This window comes from Lysinibacillus sp. BPa_S21 (assembly GCF_023337795.1).
In the GTDB taxonomy this organism is placed as follows: domain Bacteria; phylum Bacillota; class Bacilli; order Bacillales_A; family Planococcaceae; genus Lysinibacillus.
Map to the genome: position 1 here is coordinate 1 of NZ_JALIRS010000001.1, position 18,688 is coordinate 18,688.

Sequence of the window (18,688 nt, forward strand, 5' to 3'; positions counted from 1 at the left end):
GAAGTGACGGATAGAAATCAAAGTGACGGATAGAATCGTCAAAGCGACGGATGGAACCACCGAAGTGACGGATAGAAATCAAAGTGACGGATATAATCGTCAAAGTGACGGATAGAGCCGCCGAAGTGACGGATAGAAATCAAAGTGACGGATAGAATCGTCAAAGCGACGGATGGAACCACCGAAGTGACGGATAGAATCGTCAAAGTGATGGATAGAACCGCCAAAAACGTGGATAGACTTGCCGAAGCGGTGATGGATTTTTGCCGTGATCATTTTTGTTTTTCCTAAAAATACAATTGTGTTTTTTGATAGAATTGATTATTATTATAAAATAATTCATCGTAGAAGAACTTCAGAGAAAGAGGCGTAGTTTGAGTGGCAAATAAAGAATTAAAAAGGGGATTAGATGCACGTCATATCCAAATGATTGCTCTTGGAGGCACTATTGGCGTGGGCTTGTTTATGGGGTCTGCAAGTGCTATTCAGTGGACAGGACCTTCCGTGCTCCTTGCATATGCTATAGCAGGTCTATTTATTTTTTTCATTATGCGAGCAATGGGAGAAATGCTTTATATGGAGCCGAGTACGGGTTCCTTTGCAACATTTGGCTATAAATATATACACCCATTAGCAGGTTATTTAACAGCGTGGAGTAACTGGTTTCAGTGGGTTATTGTTGGGATGTCAGAGATTATAGCAGTAGGCACGTATATGCAGTATTGGTATCCTGATTTACCAGCATGGATTCCAGGATTGATCGCCATGGTGATTTTAGGTGTGGCCAACTTTATTTCTGTTAAAACTTTTGGAGAATTTGAGTTTTGGTTTGCTATGATTAAAATAGTAACGATTGTTTTAATGATTATTGCAGGCTTTGGTCTTATTTTCTTCGGGATTGGTAATGGGGGCGTGGCAATCGGATTATCGAATCTTTGGAATCATGGAGGTTTCTTTACTGGCGGCTGGACAGGTTTCTTCTTTGCGTTATCATTAGTAGTTGCAGCCTATCAAGGTGTTGAGCTCATTGGAATTACAGCAGGAGAAGCGAAAAATCCTCAAAAAACTATAACGAATGCGATTCAAAGTATTATTTGGCGTATTTTAATATTTTATATCGGTGCAATCTTTGTCATTGTAACGGTTTATCCGTGGGATGAGTTAGGCACGATTGGTAGCCCGTTTGTTGCAACTTTTGCAAAGGTTGGAATTACCGCTGCGGCAGGTATTATTAATTTTGTGGTCATTACAGCAGCAATGTCAGGCTGTAATAGTGGAATTTATAGTGCTGGACGTATGCTATATACACTTGCCATGAATGGACAAGCACCACAATTTTTTGCGAAGCTTTCTAAAAATGGTGTTCCGATATTTGGCACTGCAGGCGTGCTAATCGGATTGTTTATCGGCGTTATTTTAAGTTATATTGCACCAGGAAATTTATTTGTCTATGTATACAGTGCTAGTGTTTTACCGGGGATGGTTCCGTGGTTTATTATTTTAATCAGTCAACTACGATTTAGAAAAATTAAAGGTGAACAACTTTCCAAGCACCCATTCAAAATGCCCTTTACACCATTTACAAACTATATAACGATTGCCTTTTTAATAATGGTGCTAATCGGTATGTGGATTAATGATGATACTAGAGTTTCACTTATTGTGGGCATTATTTTCTTAGTTCTTGTGATCATGAGCTATTATGTTTTTAGAATTGGAAAAAATCGTCCCGTTAATAAATAATGAAATGTAAAAAGGATGTATTTCTCTACTATGAGATACATCCTTTTTGCTTATTATCAATAGTGGATTGTCCCTTTTAACTACTGTTCTTTGCGCATAATAAAGCTTAAATGTCTGCCAGTCTGTTTATCTTGGCGGTAGGAAAAACCATCTGGGCTAAGAAATGTGCACGTTGAATCAATCGAAATTTGCTTAGAAGGAATACCTGCAAGCTCACATTGTTTTTTGACCGTTTGTTGATTATCGATATGATATTTATTTGTTTCTGCATTGTAATATATAAAATCCTCCGCATAGCCTAGACTATGGAATTTATCGTAAACATCTGCATCTACCTCGAATTTCTGCTGACTGAGTGCCATACCGATTTGTACATGAAAATCTTGCGGATTACAATGCTCATGCTCTATCAAATGCTGGAAAAGCTTTGATGTTACTTCCTTGACAGTGCCTTGCCAGCCTGAATGAACCACGCCAACAAGGCCCTTGACCTCATTATAAAAAATGACAGGGACGCAATCGGCTGTAAAACTACATAAAAGTAAATTAGGCTCTACTGTATAAAGTGCATCGGTATTCCTAATGGCATTGTCCATCTTTTCAGCGCCACGTCCTTTATCCGAAATCGTGACCTTTTGGAAATTAGCACTATGCGTTTGTTGCGTGCATACAAAATGATTTAAGTCGCAATCTAAAGAAGTTGCTAATTTTTTTCGATTTTCTAGGACATCAGCTTCATTTAAACAAGTATGCAGTGCCATATTGTTATGTTCTAGCTCGATGTCATCCTTTAAGGTAGTGCCTGCGATAAATTGGTCATTATCAAAATAAATTTTAGTTTTCATATCATCACCTCGTCTTACTATATATGATTGGTCCATGAATGTATAGGCGCTTACGCTTAGGATTTTAAGAGCTTTCAGTAATTACATATCCTTCTACAATTTTTTTAGACATAAAGAATAGATTTCTTCACATATAGTATCGAAGAATCATAAATGAAGGAAGGTGTAAAAATGACTCAAGAAAAACTTCTATTAATCTGCCATTTTTATATGTGGTTCTTTTGGATTATTACATATATATTAATCATTAAACAAGGCATAAAGGATAAGAGATATGGAATGCCTATGGCCGCAATTTGTGCCAATATTTCATGGGAATTTATTTTTTCATTTATTCACCCAATAAATGACTTGCAAAGGATTCTTACTTTCTTGTGGTTTCTTTTGGATATCTTCATTCTGATGCAATTTTTACTTTATGGTTATAAGGAATTTAAAAAAATTATTCCGAGAAAGGTATTTTATGCATCTTTTTTTATAACACTCGTAGTAAGCTTTTTTACGATTTTAGCGATGATGTATGAATTCGATGATATGGCAGGCATATACGCCGCATTTTTCCAAAATCTGATGATGTCAGGGCTTTTTATCGCCTTATTCATACAAAGAGGAAATTTAAGTGGTCAATCAATGGGCATCGCCGTTTGTAAAATGATTGGAACTGTGTTTGCTGCAGTTGGCTTCTATTTGTATTTTAGAACACCATTAATTACTATTATTTCGCTGGCAATCTTTATTTATGATTGGATTTATATCGTTTTAATCTATAGGTTTTCTGTGAAGTTTGCTAAATGAAAAAACGGATAAAGATGTACCGTGACCTTCTTTTTTTAAACAAATAAAAATGATGAAATGAAACACACTATCAGCAATACACGAATAAGATGTCTCTGTAGTATGAAGATAGGTAGGTGTTTTATTTGAAAAAGAAGTGGATGACCACATTATGTATTCTTTGTACAATTGGGCTAGTTGGCTGCCAGGGGAAAACTGCGGATGACAAAAAGCAAGAACAACAAATGCAAGAGTCAGAGCAAAAAGCTGAGGATTTAAAAAAGCCAGTTACTGCAGAACAACAACCAATAGAGCCTGTCGTTGTTGAAATTATAGATCCTTCAACGAAAGTCATCATACAAACAATTTCACCGAAAGACATGGGCTATGAGCGTGATCAACAATCGTATACGAAACAAATTGAGCAATTAGCGAAAAAGTTGGCGAGAGGGAATGAAAAAACGGCTGGCTATGATAAACGTATGATCCTCGATAAGCTGGACGATCATGGGAAAATAATGAAAGGTAGTCCGTTAATTGTTTTAAAAGAAAGTGAATTAGTAGAAAGAATATTAGAAGCATCGGCTACCGGGGGTAAAGTGGAGATGCCCCTTATTATTACAGAAAGTGGCTATTATTTAGAAGATATTCCTTTGTTAGAAAATGTAGTAGTGGCATCCTATACAACATACTTCAATACCCATGATGTTGGTAGAAATAAAAATATCGAGCTTTCTGCGAAGGCCATCAATAATGTTATCGTTGGAAGTGGAGATTATTTCTCGTTTAATACAGTCGTTGGACCTAGAGATGAAGCGAATGGATATCAGCCCGCACCAGAAATTATTAACAAAAAGGTTGTGATGGGCATTGGGGGAGGTATTTGTCAAACGTCTTCAACTTTATTTAACGCAGTTGATCAAGTACCTGTAAAATTTGTTGAACGGCATCATCATTCTTTAGATGTTGGGTATGTTCCAAAAGGGAGAGACGCTACTGTTTCTTATGGTGGTTTAGATTTTAGATTTCAAAATACAACTAACGTACCGTTTTTGATCAAAGCAAACTATAGTAAAAATTCGCTAACAGTTGAGGTAAGAACTGCAGAGAAATATGTAGAAATCTTGAAAAGGTCGTAGTAGTTTTCCAAAGACACTTTAGCTTAAGGTGTCTTTTTTAAATTGTCATGCTATAGTTAAATTGAGGGATTTTAGTATAATCGTGTTATGGGAGAAGGGGAAAAATAATGCATGCAAAACTCCAGGCAGCAATAGATTCTATCGATTTTTACCAAGTTACATATCCAGATGATGCTTGTATTATAGTGGCTGATACTGAGAAGGTCATCGGCTACAAGCCAGGTAAACAAGTAGACTTAAAGATTAAAGTTGGGGATCCTGTAGTCAAGTATCGTGGAACAACAACTGAAAAGTCTCTAAGCCAAGGAAAGTTCATTCGGGAAGAGCGAGGTTCTGAGGGCTTTGGACTGGCGTATATTGCCTCTGCACAGCCTATTTTTGATGGTGGAAAAGTAATCGGTGTGTTAAGTGCCATTATTTCGAATGAAAAAATGGATAGTATGCGTTTATTAGCAACTGAGCTTTCGAGTGCTGTTGAAGAAATGACCGCAACGAATGAAGAGTTAGCAGTGGCAAGTGTTGATGTATCCAATCGCTTGGGAGAGCTATCCGAGTTTTCGGGATCAATGACTGGCGATATTCAACAAATCAATACGATTGTTCATTTAGTAAAAGATTTAGCTATGAAATCTAAAATTCTTGGATTAAATGCATCTATCGAGGCTGCTCGCTCAGGTGAGCATGGGAGAGGCTTTGCAGTAGTCGCTTCTGAAATACAGAAAATGTCACAAAGTAGTACGGAAAGTGCCGAAAGCATTACAAACCAATTAGAAAACATTAAACATTCTATTGATCAAGTCAATGAATCAGCAAATCAAATCGCAACGTTTACCAAGCAATTTTCAGTGAGTATGTATGAATTAACCGATGCTTATAAAGGAATTAACAGCGTATCAGAAAAATTAATGCATATTAGCGAAGTAAAGGCTTAATCATTATAAAAGGATAATAGCAAAATATTCGCTATTATCCTTTTCGTCTATATGATAGTTAAAATTTCTTGCGGTTTAGCAACTTTGTAATCGGGTTCCTCATGTTGTACAACTTCAATAGCGTCATATCCCCAACCAACCCAAATGATAGGCACACCCGCTTTTTTGCAGGCTACGATATCTCTTTGCTCATCACCAATGTATAAAACTTCTGACGATGTAATGCTTGAGTCCTTTAAAAATTTCTTTATCACTTTATCCTTTCCAAAAATACGGTTTGAACAAAGAACGTCTGATACACAATGGATGCCGTTCATTTTTAGAAATTCTAAAATGTTCTCCTGTGAATTGGAGGAAATAATAAGGATCTTATAACCCCTTTTATCAATTTCCAACAGGACTTCCTTCATACCATCATAAAGATGAACATCATTTAATGACTGGCGATACAAGCGATAAAACTGAGGTAAAATCATGGGCAATTTATACATAGGGAAGTCGAATAATTTACTTCGTTCCGCTATAGATAATTTTTTCAATGCTTCAATTTCCTTTAACTCGATTCCTTTAAATTTATATTTTTGCGCGATTGTATTCCAAGCCGACGCAAACACTGCCGTAGAATCTGCCAATGTTCCATCAAAATCAAAGATAATATATTTCATTACAAATTTTCTCCTTTATCATCTAATTGTAAAGACGTTTCTTTCTTGAAAATGTTACTGCCTATACTAAAAAAAGTGACATGATTATACAGGATATGAAACAAAGTATTACAAAGAACTCTAAATGAGCAATATTTTTTTCTAAATAAATTTTTCTAATGTAAAGCCTTCTGATTGCTGAATTTTCAGATAATTTTATTATGTAAAATTCCTGTCATTCGTTCGCATAGCAAACGAGTGACAGGTACAGTCTATTGTGAAGCATTTTCTGTTTTTTCTCGTTTTTTTGTTAAATAATAGGCATTTACCGAAGATGTAATAGGAATGATCAGTGCGATACCAATCCCTGCACAAAAAATCATAATAATTTCAGTGGCAAATACTTTAGAATTTAAAATTTCACCAATTGAATAAGATAAATCTTTAAACCAAATGAGTAGGCTTAGATATCCACCAAAGAAAGCATAGAATAAAGTATTTGTATCTGTACCTAAAATGTCCTTTCCGATGCTTAAACCTGATGTAAATAGTTTTTTTCTACTTATTGCAGGATTATGGTGAAGAATCTCATGCATGGAAGTGGCAATGGAAATGGCAACATCCAAAATTGCACCAATGGTACTCATAATAATGACGGAGGCTCCAATTTGCGCAAAGTTAACCCCTATATAAAGTGAAAATATGCTAATTTCTTCTGTTGATTCTTCCCCAAATCCTCGAATCATTGATTTTTCCGTAACAAAAACAATGAAAAGTAATAAAACTACAATCGTAATCATTGTAGAAATGAAAGCAGTCATCGTTTTACTACTCATTTCATTTATAAAAAATAAGCTAATCCAACTTATGACGGTACAGGCAATAAGCGTTAATATAACCGGACTATTCTTAGGATTGGTCATTAAAAAGATTGTAATAAAGAGTACCCCAAAGTTCAAAAATAAAGATAGAAAAGACCGTACTCCTTTTTTTCCACCAATAACGATCATCAATATGAATAAAATGGCACTTAACCAAACTAATACATTCATTATTTTGCCCTCTTTCGATTAATGAAAAAAATAGAAGTATATAGACTGATCGGAATCGTTAAAACAACACCAATTCCACCTGCTAGTGCACGAGCTAATTCTAACGAAAGGTTTAAGGAAAGTGTTTGTCCTAATGGATAAGAATTTTTTAAATATAAAATTAACATAGGAATTGAACCACATATATAAACAAAGAACAAAATACTTGTAATTGTTCCCATAATATCTTTCCCGATATCCATTCCTGAGCTTTTCAGTGCTTGGTCAGAGATATTTTCATTTTGTTCAAATAAAGCGAACATTGAGGAAGTCATTGTAATGGAGACATCCATTACAGCTCCTAGTGCCCCAATAAATAGCCCTGCCATAAAAATCACTCGATAAGGTCGCGTTAAAAATTGCATTTCTTCATATCGAAGCCCATTCTCGTTAGTCATCCACAGAACTAAAGCGCTAATCAATAACGAAATAAATGTCCCTATAAGTGTTGCAACAACCGCTGCATATGTTTTTTCATTCAAGCCGTTAATAAGTAGTAAGGATATGACGGTAAATAAAAGAACACATACCCCGCTTATAAATATCAAATTTAAATTTGATTGTACATATAAATCCAATGCGAAGGATAATACAAGAGAGTTTACTATTAAACTGATGATTGAAAATAAACCTTGTCTTTTACCAACAATCAACAACGCAAAAATAAAAATCCACGCTACTATTAAGATGAACTGATCACGTTTTACATCTAAAATAGTCCCCGTTAAATCTCCATTTTTGTCTGTATTTGCTTTAATGGAAACAAATAATTTATTCCCAACATGGTACTCTTGATCGTAGGCACCAGAAGCTGAATACTCATTTGTAAAATGAATAAGCTTCCCTTTTTCTTCCCCATTTTTTAAAACAGCTGTTATAAACTGAGTAGATAAACGATCTTCATTTTCATACATATCTGTTACAGGGTTTGATTCTTTTAATTCCGTTTTTATAACTTCTGCAATTGATCGATCATAAAATGCTTCGTTGTGATAAACGAAATAAACTGAAGCGATAAAGCAAATTACAACAAAAGTATAAAATATAATGTTGTAATAAGATTTTTTTTTCAAGATGTTTTGCAATATAAAACCTCCGATGAGAAAAGGGAACCTAATCATGTTGCGTTATAGTCATAGTTAGTGCTGACACGAACAATGACTCACAATTTTTACTCTGATTTTTTGGTCAAGCAGATAAAAAAGTGCCATTATAAAGTAACGTGCTAATTGAATAGAGGTTCCAAAATAATTTTAGTCATGGCTAATGGCATACTAAGTTAGTTATAGCATAATTAAAATGTGATTTCCAAAAACCTTTAATTTGGATATAAAACAATGTGTAAAATAAGCTCAGGGCAAATTTGGGTACTAGACAGCGCGAGCTTACGAATGCGAAATAAAATATTGAAAAAATTTTGTGAAGAATTATCTGGATAATAAAATAAAATAGTGTTATTGTAAGAAATAGCTAAATAAAAATATCCTTCAGGGTAGGGTGAAATTCCCAATCGGCGGTGATGAAGTTAATTCAAAGTCCGTGAGCGTAAGCTGATTTGGTGCAAATCCAAAACCGACAGTTATAGTCTGGATGGGAGAAGGATAAAAGTATGTGCTTTTTAAATTCGCTTGAGTTTATAAGGTTTATTTGAGTACGCTTTGTTAACTACTTCCCATCGTCTAGTTGGGAAGTAGTTTTTGTTTTATTTGGCTAAAAAATTGAATAGAGTAGTTCTTCGGGGTAGGGTGAAATTCCCAATCGGCGGTGATGAAGCAATTCAAAGTCCGTGAGCGCAAGCTGATTTGGTGCAAATCCAAAACCGACAGTGACAGTCTGGATGGGAGAAGAACGACGAGATGATAGCCTATGGAAAAATTTTATATCCATGAGGTTTATTTGTTGACGTCTTATGTATATGCACTCCCAAACCCCTTAAATCTAAGGGGTTTTTTGTTTGAACAAAAATGATTAAATGAATGAAAGTAGGTGAAAAAATGTTTACAGGAATTGTTGAGGATATTGGCACCGTAAAAACCTTGCAAAGCGATCGACAAAGTATGAAAATTACTGTTATTTCAAAGAGAATGGTAGAGGATGTAAAGCTTGGGGACAGTATAGCGGTCAATGGTGTTTGTTTAACAGTGATCCATTTTACTGAACAAGAGCTAACGATGGATGTCATGCCTGAGACAGTGAGCGCAACAAATTTACAGCAGCTCGCAATTGGAGATCCGGTAAATTTGGAGCGTGCAATGTCAGCTAATGGTCGTTTCGGTGGTCATTTCGTATCCGGGCATGTAGACGGGGTAGGGAAAGTAGTGCGAAAGCGGCCGTTAGCAAATGCAGTCTATATTGATATCGAGCTATCAAAGGAGTTAACGAGCTTCTGTATTCCAAAGGGCTCCATCACAATTGATGGAACGAGCTTAACACTCTTCCACGTTGAGAATAATAGTGTCACAGTATCTTTAATACCCCACACATACAAAGAAACCATTTTAGGTAAGAAGAAGATTGGTGAGCTCGTCAATGTAGAAACCGATTTAGTTGGAAAATACATTTTGCATCAACTTAAGAGTGGACAGGAACCACCGACCATTACAAGGGATTTCTTAGCGCAAAACGGGTTTTAACTTCGCTCAGCAGAAAGAAGTTAAAGCCTTCAGCGGATGTTACGGAATCGGAAAGGAATATGCCGAGGCATTAATTGATTCAACATTTTCTAACAGGAGGTGGCAATAATGCTACATTCAATTGAAGAAGCAATCGAGGATTTAAAACAAGGTAAGATCATTATTGTCGTAGATGATGAGGACCGAGAAAACGAAGGGGATTTACTAGCACTTGCGGAATTTATGACTCCCGAAACCATTAACTTTATGGCGACTTATGGAAGAGGTCTTATTTGTACACCGATTTCTCAGCAACTTGCACAAAAATTAGCATTAAATCCTATGGTAAGTATGAATACAGACCATCATCAAACGGCATTTACCGTTAGTATAGATCATGTAAACACATCAACTGGAATCAGCGCCTTTGAACGGGCAATGACTATACAAAAAATGATAGAACCCCAAGCAAAAGCTGCAGATTTTCATAGACCAGGCCATGTATTTCCGTTAATAGCAAAGGACAATGGTGTATTAGAGCGTAGAGGACATACAGAAGCTACAATTGATTTGGCCAAGCTCTGTAATAGTATTCCTGCGGGCATTATATGCGAAATAATGGGCGACAATGGCAAAATGCTACGTTTTAACGACCTTGTTAAATATGCAGCACAACATCAATTAAAAATGATTTCAATTGAAGCATTAGTAACATATCGTCGTCAACAAATAATGGATGAAAACACAATAACAATATAAAAAAAGGCTGATCACCAAAAGGTATTAATAACTATACCATGTATATAGTTGATTTCCGTTCCGGCTGGGCGACTCGTAGGGATCAGTGTCACGGTGGAGCGAGCATCATAAGTAAAGCGCTCATCGGACACCTCCAGCGCCCAATCGGAAATCAATCAGCATATGGTGATGAGCCATAAAAAGGAGATAAGAAAAATGGGAAACACTTTTGAAGCACAATTAATTGGTACAGATTTAAAAATAGCGGTCGTAGTAGGTCGTTTCAATGAATTTATTACAAGCAAATTATTAGACGGTGCATTAGATGGTTTAAAACGTCATGGTGTGGATGAGAATGCTATCGATGTGGCATGGGTTCCAGGTGCATTTGAAGTTCCATTCATCGCGAAACAGTTAGCTGAAACAAAAAAATATGATGCAATTATTGGATTAGGTACAGTAATCCGTGGTTCAACAACACATTATGATTACGTATGTAATGAATCCGCAAAAGGTATTGCAAATGTGTCACTAACTACAAATGTACCTGTTATTTTTGGCATTGTTACTACAGAAAATATTGAACAAGCGATTGAGCGCGCGGGGACTAAATCAGGAAATAAAGGCTATGACGCGGCAATGTCTGCTATTGAAATGGCAAATTTAAAAAAGATGATTGGATAAATCGTAGATCATAGAAAATAATTCTGAGGAAGTATTTTGAATATTTTTTTAAACCATGGAGAAAATATCCTTAAGTGTATTTATGTTATTACTCATAAATGTACTAATTTGGAGCTGGCTCAGTAGGAGATGAGGGATATTTCTTCAATGGAACAGGAGTTAAATTTGAAATCTTTGAAGTCGCTATTTCAACGCTCTGCTGATGTGATATTTCAAGAGTATTTCTTTCAACAACATAAAGTACATTTGATAAAATGTGAAGCGATGATCGATGAGCGGTTACTGCAGACCGTGATAGTACAACGGGTACAATCATTATTTACGGAAGCATCGGATGAATTGTTAGAGGAACATATACAAACAAATTTACACATTCCTCATCTGCAGAGAATAACAAGTAAAAATGATGCCATGACAAGAGTCTATAAAGGACATGTTTTACTATATTTTGAACATCTGAATTTGTTGTATACAAGTTATATCGCTAAAAAACCAAATCGGGAGCCTAAAGAAACAACTCTTGAATTAGTTGTCAGAGGCCCTAGAGATGATTTTATTGAGGATGTTTTTATCAATATTGCTTTAATACGAAAACGAGTACCTACAAATTCATTAAGTGTTGAAACATACGAACTTGGTAAACGCTCCAAAACAACCGTAGCTGTACTTTATTTTGAAGATGTCGTCAATCAAAAGATGCTTGAGAAAATAAAATCACAGCTGCAACGAATTGATGCGGATATTGTATTTAGTGGGGATTTATTGATGGAAAGAATTGAACAGAGTGCAAAAATCCTTCCTAGACATGATTATACTGGACGCCCTGATTATGCTGTACAAGCTTTAAGTAGAGGGCGAGTGATTATCATAGTTGATGGTGTATCATACGCTGTTATTACACCTGCCAATACAATGTTACTCTTTAAATCCGGTGAGGATAACGAATATCCAATTATTGTAAGTTCGATGGAGCGTATACTCCGAATAATAGCGATCTTAATAAGTATACTTTTACCAGGTTTTTGGCTTGCACTTTCAACTTACCACCAAAATCAATTGCCATTCATTCTATTGGCAACAGTTGTTGAGTCTAGAACAGGCCTCCCATTTCCAACAATTCTTGAAACACTAATGATGCTTTTTATGTTTGAAATATTTCGAGAGGCAAATATACATTTACCCAATGTTATTAGTGGTTCCATAAGTGTTGTTGGGGGGTTGATAATAGGTGACGCTGCTATTAAAGCGGGTGTTACGAGCCCGTCCATGATTGTAGTTATAGCTACTTCAAGTATTGCTGCCTTTACACTTGGCAATCAATCTATTGTATCCGCAATGAGCATTCTCAGGGTAATTATTATTTTAGCATCGGCCTTTTTTGGGTTATTTGGATTCTTCGTTTCGGTGTTTTTCATCTTGCTTTATACTGCCAATATACGGGTTCTAGGTGTTCCATACTTAAATATGGGCGCAGATTTAAATTGGCAGGATATTAAAAAATCTTTAGTTCGCTTATCTCCTTCAGGGTATCGTATGCGACCAAAATTTTTAAATGTACAGGATGAAACAAAGACATCGAGTAAGAAAAAAATAAATACTTAGCATGAAGAGATCAGGTCTTTATAGGCCTGGTCTTTATATGTTCTATTTTCACTTGGAAGCTTTATGATGAATATAGAAAACTGACCACATTAGATCAAAAGAGAAACGAATATTGTTCTTCTTTTTAGTTTACCTTCTAGAGAAGGATCATTAAACTAATGGTTGCGACCTGTACATACGTCCCTCGAAGTAAAAAAATTGTTTTAAAATTTAATCAGTCCCTAACAGCCTATTCAACCTGGGAAATAAGAAGGAAATAGTCAAATAGTAAGTGCGAAAAATGTCGGTTTTTGATAGCCAAAACGCTCATGTAGTGATAAAATGAGAACCAATATTCTTATTTAGAGAGGCGAAGAATTCTGAATTCGTAGGTATTTTACTAATAAATCGGGGAGGTGCTTTTAAGTAGGGCGAGTAGATAGCCAATGCTGTTGAATAATCTTGCGACTTTAAAAGGCAGAGTAAATTACTACGCTAATGATGAAATTTAAATAATAGAATTGTTGGATATAAATATTTCCCTAGTAGAAAGTATACTTTGAATAAGACAACTGTTATTTTTTTTATGCGAAAATTAAGCCCAAACTAAATTAAGGCGATATTTATTTTATAGATGAGGAAGTACCAGTTTGTATGAAAACACGAAAAATAAGACTAATTTTAATACTATCAACTCTCTTATTAGTATTGTTTACAAGTTTAAACATCTTTTCATCCTTTATAAAGATGAAAAAGACAGTAGAAGAGTCAATAGCCAACCAAAGTCTAGAAGCGGCTATTTCTATCGCATCGACTATTGATGTAGAGGCGTACAAACAATTTTTAGATAACCCTGTGGAAAACGATTATTATTGGCAATTAAGAAATTACTTAAATGATGCAAGATTAAAAATAGGTGCCTTATTTGTTTATACATTAGAGATTGATAATCCAAAGGTATCCAAAGCAATGATTATGGGTTTACCACCTGAATCTAAAGGCTTTTATATTGGAATGGACTGTACAGTACCCGAGATGCAAGTGCAAAGAGCTTATAATGGAGAAACATTTATAACAGATGTAATACAAGATTCTATATATGGCTCCTACTTAACTGTTGGTGCACCTATTAAGGATGAAACAGGGAAAGCTATTGCATACCTAGGTATTGATATTAGTGCAGACACATTAAATGGCATAAAGGGAAAAGTGATCGAAGACAATCTTTATGTCTTTATTTTTAATGGTGTACTTATTTTAATCGTTATCGGCTCTGTTTTCTTCTTACAGAGATGGTATCAAAAAGAAGTAGCGAAGGAAGTTGGAGCAACAGAAGATACATATCAAGCAGAAATTAAAACTTTAATCACATCCGTGTCCTCTTTAAGACATGATTTTACAAATCACATACAAGTATTGCATGGATTTCTGCAATTAGATAGACCTGATCAGGCCAAGCAATATTTATCTTCACTATCCAAAGAGGTTCAGACAATTAAGTCTCTCAAATTAAATATTGATCATCCTGGCTTGGCGATATTATTACAAACGAAAAAACTAACTGCACAAAATCATAATATTGATATGGATTTCACTGTCTCGCAGGATACATTTAATAAAATTAAAACAACGGATTTAATCAAAATCTTGTCGAATTTAATAGATAATGCGATTGATGCGACAAATGAATTACCGGAAGAGCAACGAAAAATTACAATTGGCTGTAAAGCCGATGATAAGCAATATGAATTTAAGGTTACAAATACCGGACCAAATATTAAAGAAGCAGGGCAAATATTCAAGCAAGGATTTTCTACAAAGAAACCAGGAAATGGTAAAATAAGAGGGCAGGGCTTGTTTATTGTGAATGAAATTGTTAATAAGTACGACGGTCAAATTTCTATTGATTCATCAAAACATTTAGAGACAACTGCAACAGTAATCATTCCAATAAAGTAAATTTCTAAACTTCCTACAGAAAATTGTAGGAAGTTTTATTTTTGATTGAAAAACAATGCTACTTACGTTGTTGCTTCGCTATAGCACAAAAACGCCTGTGGCTAAAGTTTTTTTCACTATAAATAAAGTTTTTTATGCGAAAAGCTGCTTTGACTTTCACTTTCACATTTTTTGAGCTATTCATTTCATATATTACTAATAATCGAAATGGTATTCTATAGGGAGGGGGTTGAAATATTTGGATAAATCAATCCTTGATTTATTGAAAAAGGGTGGATTCATCTTGTATGCTAGGCATGGTCAAGCAACGGTTGGGGTAGACCAGCCAAATTTAAATTTCCAAGATTGTGTTACTCAAAGAAATTTGTCTGAATTCGGGCGGAGAGAGGCAATTTACTTTGGACAGCTGCTTCGCTATTTTCAAGTTCCGATCCATTCACCGATTGTCGCAAGTCCTTTTTGTCGTACAATCGAAACAGCACAGCTAGCATTTCCGTATGCCTATATCCGAATTGATCCAATAGGGTATGAGATTTATAAATTGGGTGGGCATATCTCTAGCATTGAAAAAACAAATATATTATCAAACCTTCAATCGGTGTTAGAAAGAAAGCCGCCGCAGGGGCTGAATCAAGTGATCATTGCCCATAGCTTTCCCGAAGATGTTGGATTAGGGAATATTGCGAATATGGGAATGGTTATTGTCGAGCCCAAAGGTCCTGGAAATGGTTATGAAATAATAAAAAAATTAACTTTAGAAGATCTATCTTTTTTAGGGAATAGCACAAATTAAACTTCTTTCAGTATGGATGTCGCGGAATGGGTGTTCTTCATTGTAGGCCTAAATACACACAAAGCTGATTCCGCGTACAATTATTTCGAGGCATAATTGATGATAAAGGGATGGGAGAAAAACATGGAAATAAAAACAGTATCACAGTGCACTTTAGAAGAAACTTTAAAAACTTGGAATAAAGGCTTTGAGGGGTATTTTGTACAAATAGAAATGAATGAAGAGATGTTTTTAAATCGACTCGTTGGAGAAGGACTATCGCCAGAGCTTTCAATCGTCGCATTTGAACATAATAATCCCGTTGGTATTGTATTAAACGGCATTAGACAAATTGATGGTAAGAAAACTTCTTGGAATGGAGGAACAGGTATCTCTCCAGACTATCGTGGTAAAGGTATTTCTCGTGCTTTAATGGAAGAAACTATCGCTATTTATGAAAGAGAGAATGTGGAGATTGCAACGCTTGAAGCTATTAAAGAGAATAAAGTTGCTATTGCGTTGTATGAGAAATACGGATATACAATCACAAATCAATTGCTATTTTTAAGTGGCGAATTTGCACCAAAAATAGAGGAGCAAAACGCCATTCATGCGGAAACTATTCGGCCAGAACAGCTACCGTATTTATCCTTTTATCAGGAAGATGTTCCTTGGCAATGTAGCTGGCAAAGTAATAAACAAGGAGAAGCTAAAGTATTTTTCAACATGAATAATGAGGCGATTGGCTATATGTTATATAGAATTGTATTCGATACAGATGGCACGATCGACCACATAGTGCTGTATCAATTAGAGTTATTGGAGAAAGGCACTGTAGACTATATTCCACACTTTATCGCAAGCATTACAAATCACAAAGTAAAACTAGCAACGGTTAACTTTCCATTAAGTAATCCAGCCACGAGTTATTTGATGGAACATGGGCTTGTAGTACAGACAGAGCAAGTGCAAATGAAGAAGACGATGGCTTAAAAGTTGCGAGGTGTTATGGAAAAGTTGAAATAGTAAGCGCCTGTTGTTTCAAATCGTTTTAAAAAGAAGGTGTTTTAATTATGAGGAAGACACTCATATGTAATTTACTAATATTCATTTTGGTAGGTTGTACACCAGCTATAAATACGAATCCAACAGCGAAATCAATTCTTAAAGAACATTCTCAGGCAGATATTCTTCAATATAATAATTTGATTTATATAAATGCTACAAGCTTGGAATCGATGAAAGAAATAGAATATATTAAGTGTAAGAAGATCGGAGAAATTATTAAAACTACAAACTCCTCTAAAAATTTCCAAGATTTTTATGCTACTCAACTGGAAAGCGGAACAGAAATTTACTCTACAAATGATAATAATATTTATACAATCATTGCGGACACAAATGGGCAACAAATACTGTATATGGCTTTGCTTGAAGGCTAGTTAGGTATAAAAGGGCCTTGTTGTGTCTCATTTTTTATCAATACTGAAGAAAAAGCAAGTCTCCGTTTAAAAGAGACTTGCTTTTTTGATTCCATTTACCGGAAAGTGATAAACAAAACTAATATTATATTAATAAAATTGAATCATAAGTGCTTTTTTTAACCAAACTAATGAAAAAGATAAGAAAGGTGATGACATGCAGCAACACCAATATAATGCAGGGGATATCGTCTACATTTTTTATCGTAACCCACATTTTCAAGATATAGCAAATATACAAGAAGCGGCAATAGTCAACAATCCGGATCATCCACATGAGCTGGCACTATTTTTTTGGGAGAAGTATTATCCGTTAACGAACGATATACTAATATATACAAGCGAAATGGATGCAGAGCAAGCGTATCATCAGTATTTCCATTGATGAAGGATGAAAAAATAAACATCCTTATGAGAGAAAACAAATAACAAGTTTTCTCTCTAAATTTTATTTCATAACTAACTGTTTTATATTCCCATTAGATAATATCCTCGACCAAAAAAATATTTAATAACTTAAGGTCATCTATCATCAAACCTGTTTCCTCTAACACTTCTCTTTTTACGGTATCTTCTAATTTTTCTCCTAATTCCATCAAGCCCCTAAAAGTCTTTTCTAATCGAATCAATGTAACTGTCTTTGTTTTAACTATACAAAGACAGGATATAAGCAGATAGCCATTTACACATTGTCTGTATAATCGCAATCTTGATGGTAACGCTAAGCAAAGATAGTATTTTAAAAGGGGGAGAAACGATATGTACTCATTTCAACCGGATTGTTGGTCGGAGCATGAAGAGCTTAAGGTTGTTATGCTCTGTGCACCTACAAACTTAGATGTAACAGATCTAACAATAGCTGAAAATGTTGGATGGAGTGCTACTGTCAATCATGAAAAAGCAATGGAGAATTTCATGGAATTTAAGACAGCGTTAGAAAATGCAGGTGTTAAGGTGATTGACTATTCGAAAGAGCTACCAGATGATATGAAAACAGTAAGTGAGCAACTTATAAATAGGTACTTCGTTCGTGATCTAGCCTGTGTTATAGGAAATAGTTTGTTTCTTGGAGAGGCGGGTAGCTCACTAAGGCGTCCAGAGTATCCACATGCTCACGCATTATTAGAAAAGTGGTTTCCAGAAAAATTAAATAAGCAACCTTCTACTGCTTTAGAATGTGGAGATGTGATGATTCTAAATAAGGATGCTGTGCTGATTAATATTGGCATGAGAACTACTTTAGAGGCTGTGAAAAGTATGAAGGAGCGTATTTTCCAAAAGGGATTTTCGGAAATTGGGATTATTGATTTGCCTAGACGCGCCGATACACTTCATTTAGATATGAATTGTAATGTTGCGAACGCAAATTTAGTAATAGCCAAAAACTTTATGCATTATTTTCCTGTACAAGTGTTCACAGCTCAAACCAGTCGTTTTGAAATGACCGAGCAATTTTTAAATCATCATGGCTTTGACGTTTACTGGCTTGAAAAATATAATACAATCCCTGATATTAATTTTATCAATCTCAATCCCGAAACACTGTTGATTAGTAAGCAATCAACGAAGCAGCAATGGACGAAGCATCCATTATTGCAAAAGAAGAAATTAATAGAAGTTGACGTCTCAGAGCTTGAAAAAGGCGGCGGTGGCATTCGTTGCATGACATTGCCGTTGTTAAGAAAGTAAATAA

18 protein-coding genes, 2 pseudogenes and 2 riboswitches are annotated in these 18,688 nt (G+C 35.3%); of the genes and pseudogenes, 15 read left to right on the forward strand and 5 right to left on the reverse strand.

The annotated features are described in order from the left end of the window. Positions 1-144: 144 nt before the first annotated feature. Both MOK21_RS00005 and MOK21_RS00010 read left to right on the forward strand, forming a co-directional pair. A complete protein-coding gene (locus MOK21_RS00005; RefSeq protein WP_249071602.1) occupies positions 145-291 on the forward strand; it encodes a hypothetical protein in 147 nt (48 codons plus the stop codon). 87 nt (positions 292-378) lie between these two features. Continuing rightward, a complete protein-coding gene (locus MOK21_RS00010) occupies positions 379-1,743 on the forward strand; it encodes an amino acid permease (protein ID WP_249071603.1) in 1,365 nt (454 codons plus the stop codon). Between the two features lie 80 nt (positions 1,744-1,823). Here the strand turns inward: MOK21_RS00010 and pgeF are convergent, their stop codons facing one another. Beyond that, positions 1,824-2,588, reverse strand: coding sequence for a peptidoglycan editing factor PgeF (gene pgeF, locus MOK21_RS00015; protein WP_249071605.1), 765 nt, complete (start codon positions 2,586-2,588; stop codon positions 1,824-1,826). 171 nt (positions 2,589-2,759) lie between these two features. Here pgeF and MOK21_RS00020 point away from each other — a divergent pair, with 171 nt between their 5' ends. The 3 genes from MOK21_RS00020 (at position 2,760) to MOK21_RS00030 (ending at position 5,433) form a co-directional block, all read left to right on the forward strand. After that, positions 2,760-3,383: a transmembrane-type terpene cyclase gene (locus MOK21_RS00020; protein WP_249071607.1), complete on the forward strand. Its 624-nt coding sequence runs from the start codon at positions 2,760-2,762 to the stop codon at positions 3,381-3,383. Between the two features lie 125 nt (positions 3,384-3,508). Further along, positions 3,509-4,501, forward strand: a complete 993-nt coding sequence (locus MOK21_RS00025) for a VanW family protein (RefSeq protein WP_249071609.1) — start codon at positions 3,509-3,511, stop codon at positions 4,499-4,501. 107 nt (positions 4,502-4,608) lie between these two features. Next, entirely contained in the window at positions 4,609-5,433 is an 825-nt protein-coding gene (locus tag MOK21_RS00030) for a methyl-accepting chemotaxis protein (protein ID WP_249071612.1), read from the forward strand. A gap of 47 nt (positions 5,434-5,480) precedes the next feature. Here MOK21_RS00030 and MOK21_RS00035 read toward each other — a convergent pair whose 3' ends face one another. From MOK21_RS00035 to MOK21_RS00045, 3 genes are all read right to left on the reverse strand, one after another. Continuing rightward, on the reverse strand, positions 5,481-6,098 hold the full coding sequence (locus MOK21_RS00035) for an HAD-IA family hydrolase (protein WP_249071614.1): 618 nt from the start codon (positions 6,096-6,098) through the stop codon (positions 5,481-5,483). 251 nt (positions 6,099-6,349) lie between these two features. After that, positions 6,350-7,129, reverse strand: a complete 780-nt coding sequence (locus MOK21_RS00040; protein ID WP_249071616.1) for a YibE/F family protein — start codon at positions 7,127-7,129, stop codon at positions 6,350-6,352. Next, positions 7,129-8,289 (reverse strand): YibE/F family protein, encoded by a 1,161-nt coding sequence (locus MOK21_RS00045; protein ID WP_374110075.1) that lies wholly within the window; start codon positions 8,287-8,289, stop codon positions 7,129-7,131. The genes MOK21_RS00040 and MOK21_RS00045 overlap by 1 nt, the downstream gene beginning before the upstream one ends. Positions 8,290-8,647: 358 nt before the next feature. Beyond that, positions 8,648-8,774, forward strand: a riboswitch (FMN riboswitch). A gap of 121 nt (positions 8,775-8,895) precedes the next feature. Then, positions 8,896-9,021, forward strand: a riboswitch (FMN riboswitch). A gap of 141 nt (positions 9,022-9,162) precedes the next feature. Between MOK21_RS00045 and ribE the strand changes: the two genes are divergently transcribed. From ribE to MOK21_RS00090, 9 genes and pseudogenes are all read left to right on the forward strand, one after another. Continuing rightward, entirely contained in the window at positions 9,163-9,801 is a 639-nt protein-coding gene (ribE, locus tag MOK21_RS00050; protein ID WP_249071617.1) for a riboflavin synthase, read from the forward strand. Between the two features lie 108 nt (positions 9,802-9,909). Continuing rightward, positions 9,910-10,503 (forward strand): annotated as a pseudogene (ribB, locus tag MOK21_RS00055) (3,4-dihydroxy-2-butanone-4-phosphate synthase); the annotation flags it as partial. A 231-nt stretch (positions 10,504-10,734) separates the two neighbouring features. Continuing rightward, the gene (ribH, locus tag MOK21_RS00060; protein ID WP_249071619.1) at positions 10,735-11,202 is read left to right on the forward strand and encodes a 6,7-dimethyl-8-ribityllumazine synthase; all 468 of its coding nucleotides are present in this window, start codon (positions 10,735-10,737) and stop codon (positions 11,200-11,202) included. A gap of 147 nt (positions 11,203-11,349) precedes the next feature. Further along, positions 11,350-12,804, forward strand: a complete 1,455-nt coding sequence (locus tag MOK21_RS00065; protein ID WP_249071621.1) for a spore germination protein — start codon at positions 11,350-11,352, stop codon at positions 12,802-12,804. A gap of 633 nt (positions 12,805-13,437) precedes the next feature. Beyond that, positions 13,438-14,742: a Spo0B domain-containing protein gene (locus MOK21_RS00070; protein ID WP_249071623.1), complete on the forward strand. Its 1,305-nt coding sequence runs from the start codon at positions 13,438-13,440 to the stop codon at positions 14,740-14,742. 238 nt (positions 14,743-14,980) lie between these two features. Continuing rightward, positions 14,981-15,535, forward strand: a complete 555-nt coding sequence (locus MOK21_RS00075; RefSeq protein ID WP_249071624.1) for a histidine phosphatase family protein — start codon at positions 14,981-14,983, stop codon at positions 15,533-15,535. Between the two features lie 123 nt (positions 15,536-15,658). Continuing rightward, on the forward strand, positions 15,659-16,507 hold the full coding sequence (locus MOK21_RS00080) for a GNAT family N-acetyltransferase (RefSeq protein WP_249071626.1): 849 nt from the start codon (positions 15,659-15,661) through the stop codon (positions 16,505-16,507). A gap of 80 nt (positions 16,508-16,587) precedes the next feature. After that, entirely contained in the window at positions 16,588-16,956 is a 369-nt protein-coding gene (locus MOK21_RS00085) for a hypothetical protein (protein ID WP_249071627.1), read from the forward strand. Between the two features lie 196 nt (positions 16,957-17,152). Further along, positions 17,153-17,380 (forward strand): transcriptional regulator SplA domain-containing protein, encoded by a 228-nt coding sequence (locus tag MOK21_RS00090; RefSeq protein WP_249071629.1) that lies wholly within the window; start codon positions 17,153-17,155, stop codon positions 17,378-17,380. Between the two features lie 115 nt (positions 17,381-17,495). Here the strand turns inward: MOK21_RS00090 and MOK21_RS00095 are convergent. Beyond that, a pseudogene (locus MOK21_RS00095) lies at positions 17,496-17,597 on the reverse strand (NUDIX domain-containing protein); the annotation flags it as partial. 157 nt (positions 17,598-17,754) lie between these two features. Here MOK21_RS00095 and MOK21_RS00100 point away from each other — a divergent pair. After that, on the forward strand, positions 17,755-18,684 hold the full coding sequence (locus MOK21_RS00100; protein WP_249071631.1) for an arginine deiminase family protein: 930 nt from the start codon (positions 17,755-17,757) through the stop codon (positions 18,682-18,684). Positions 18,685-18,688 lie beyond the last annotated feature (4 nt).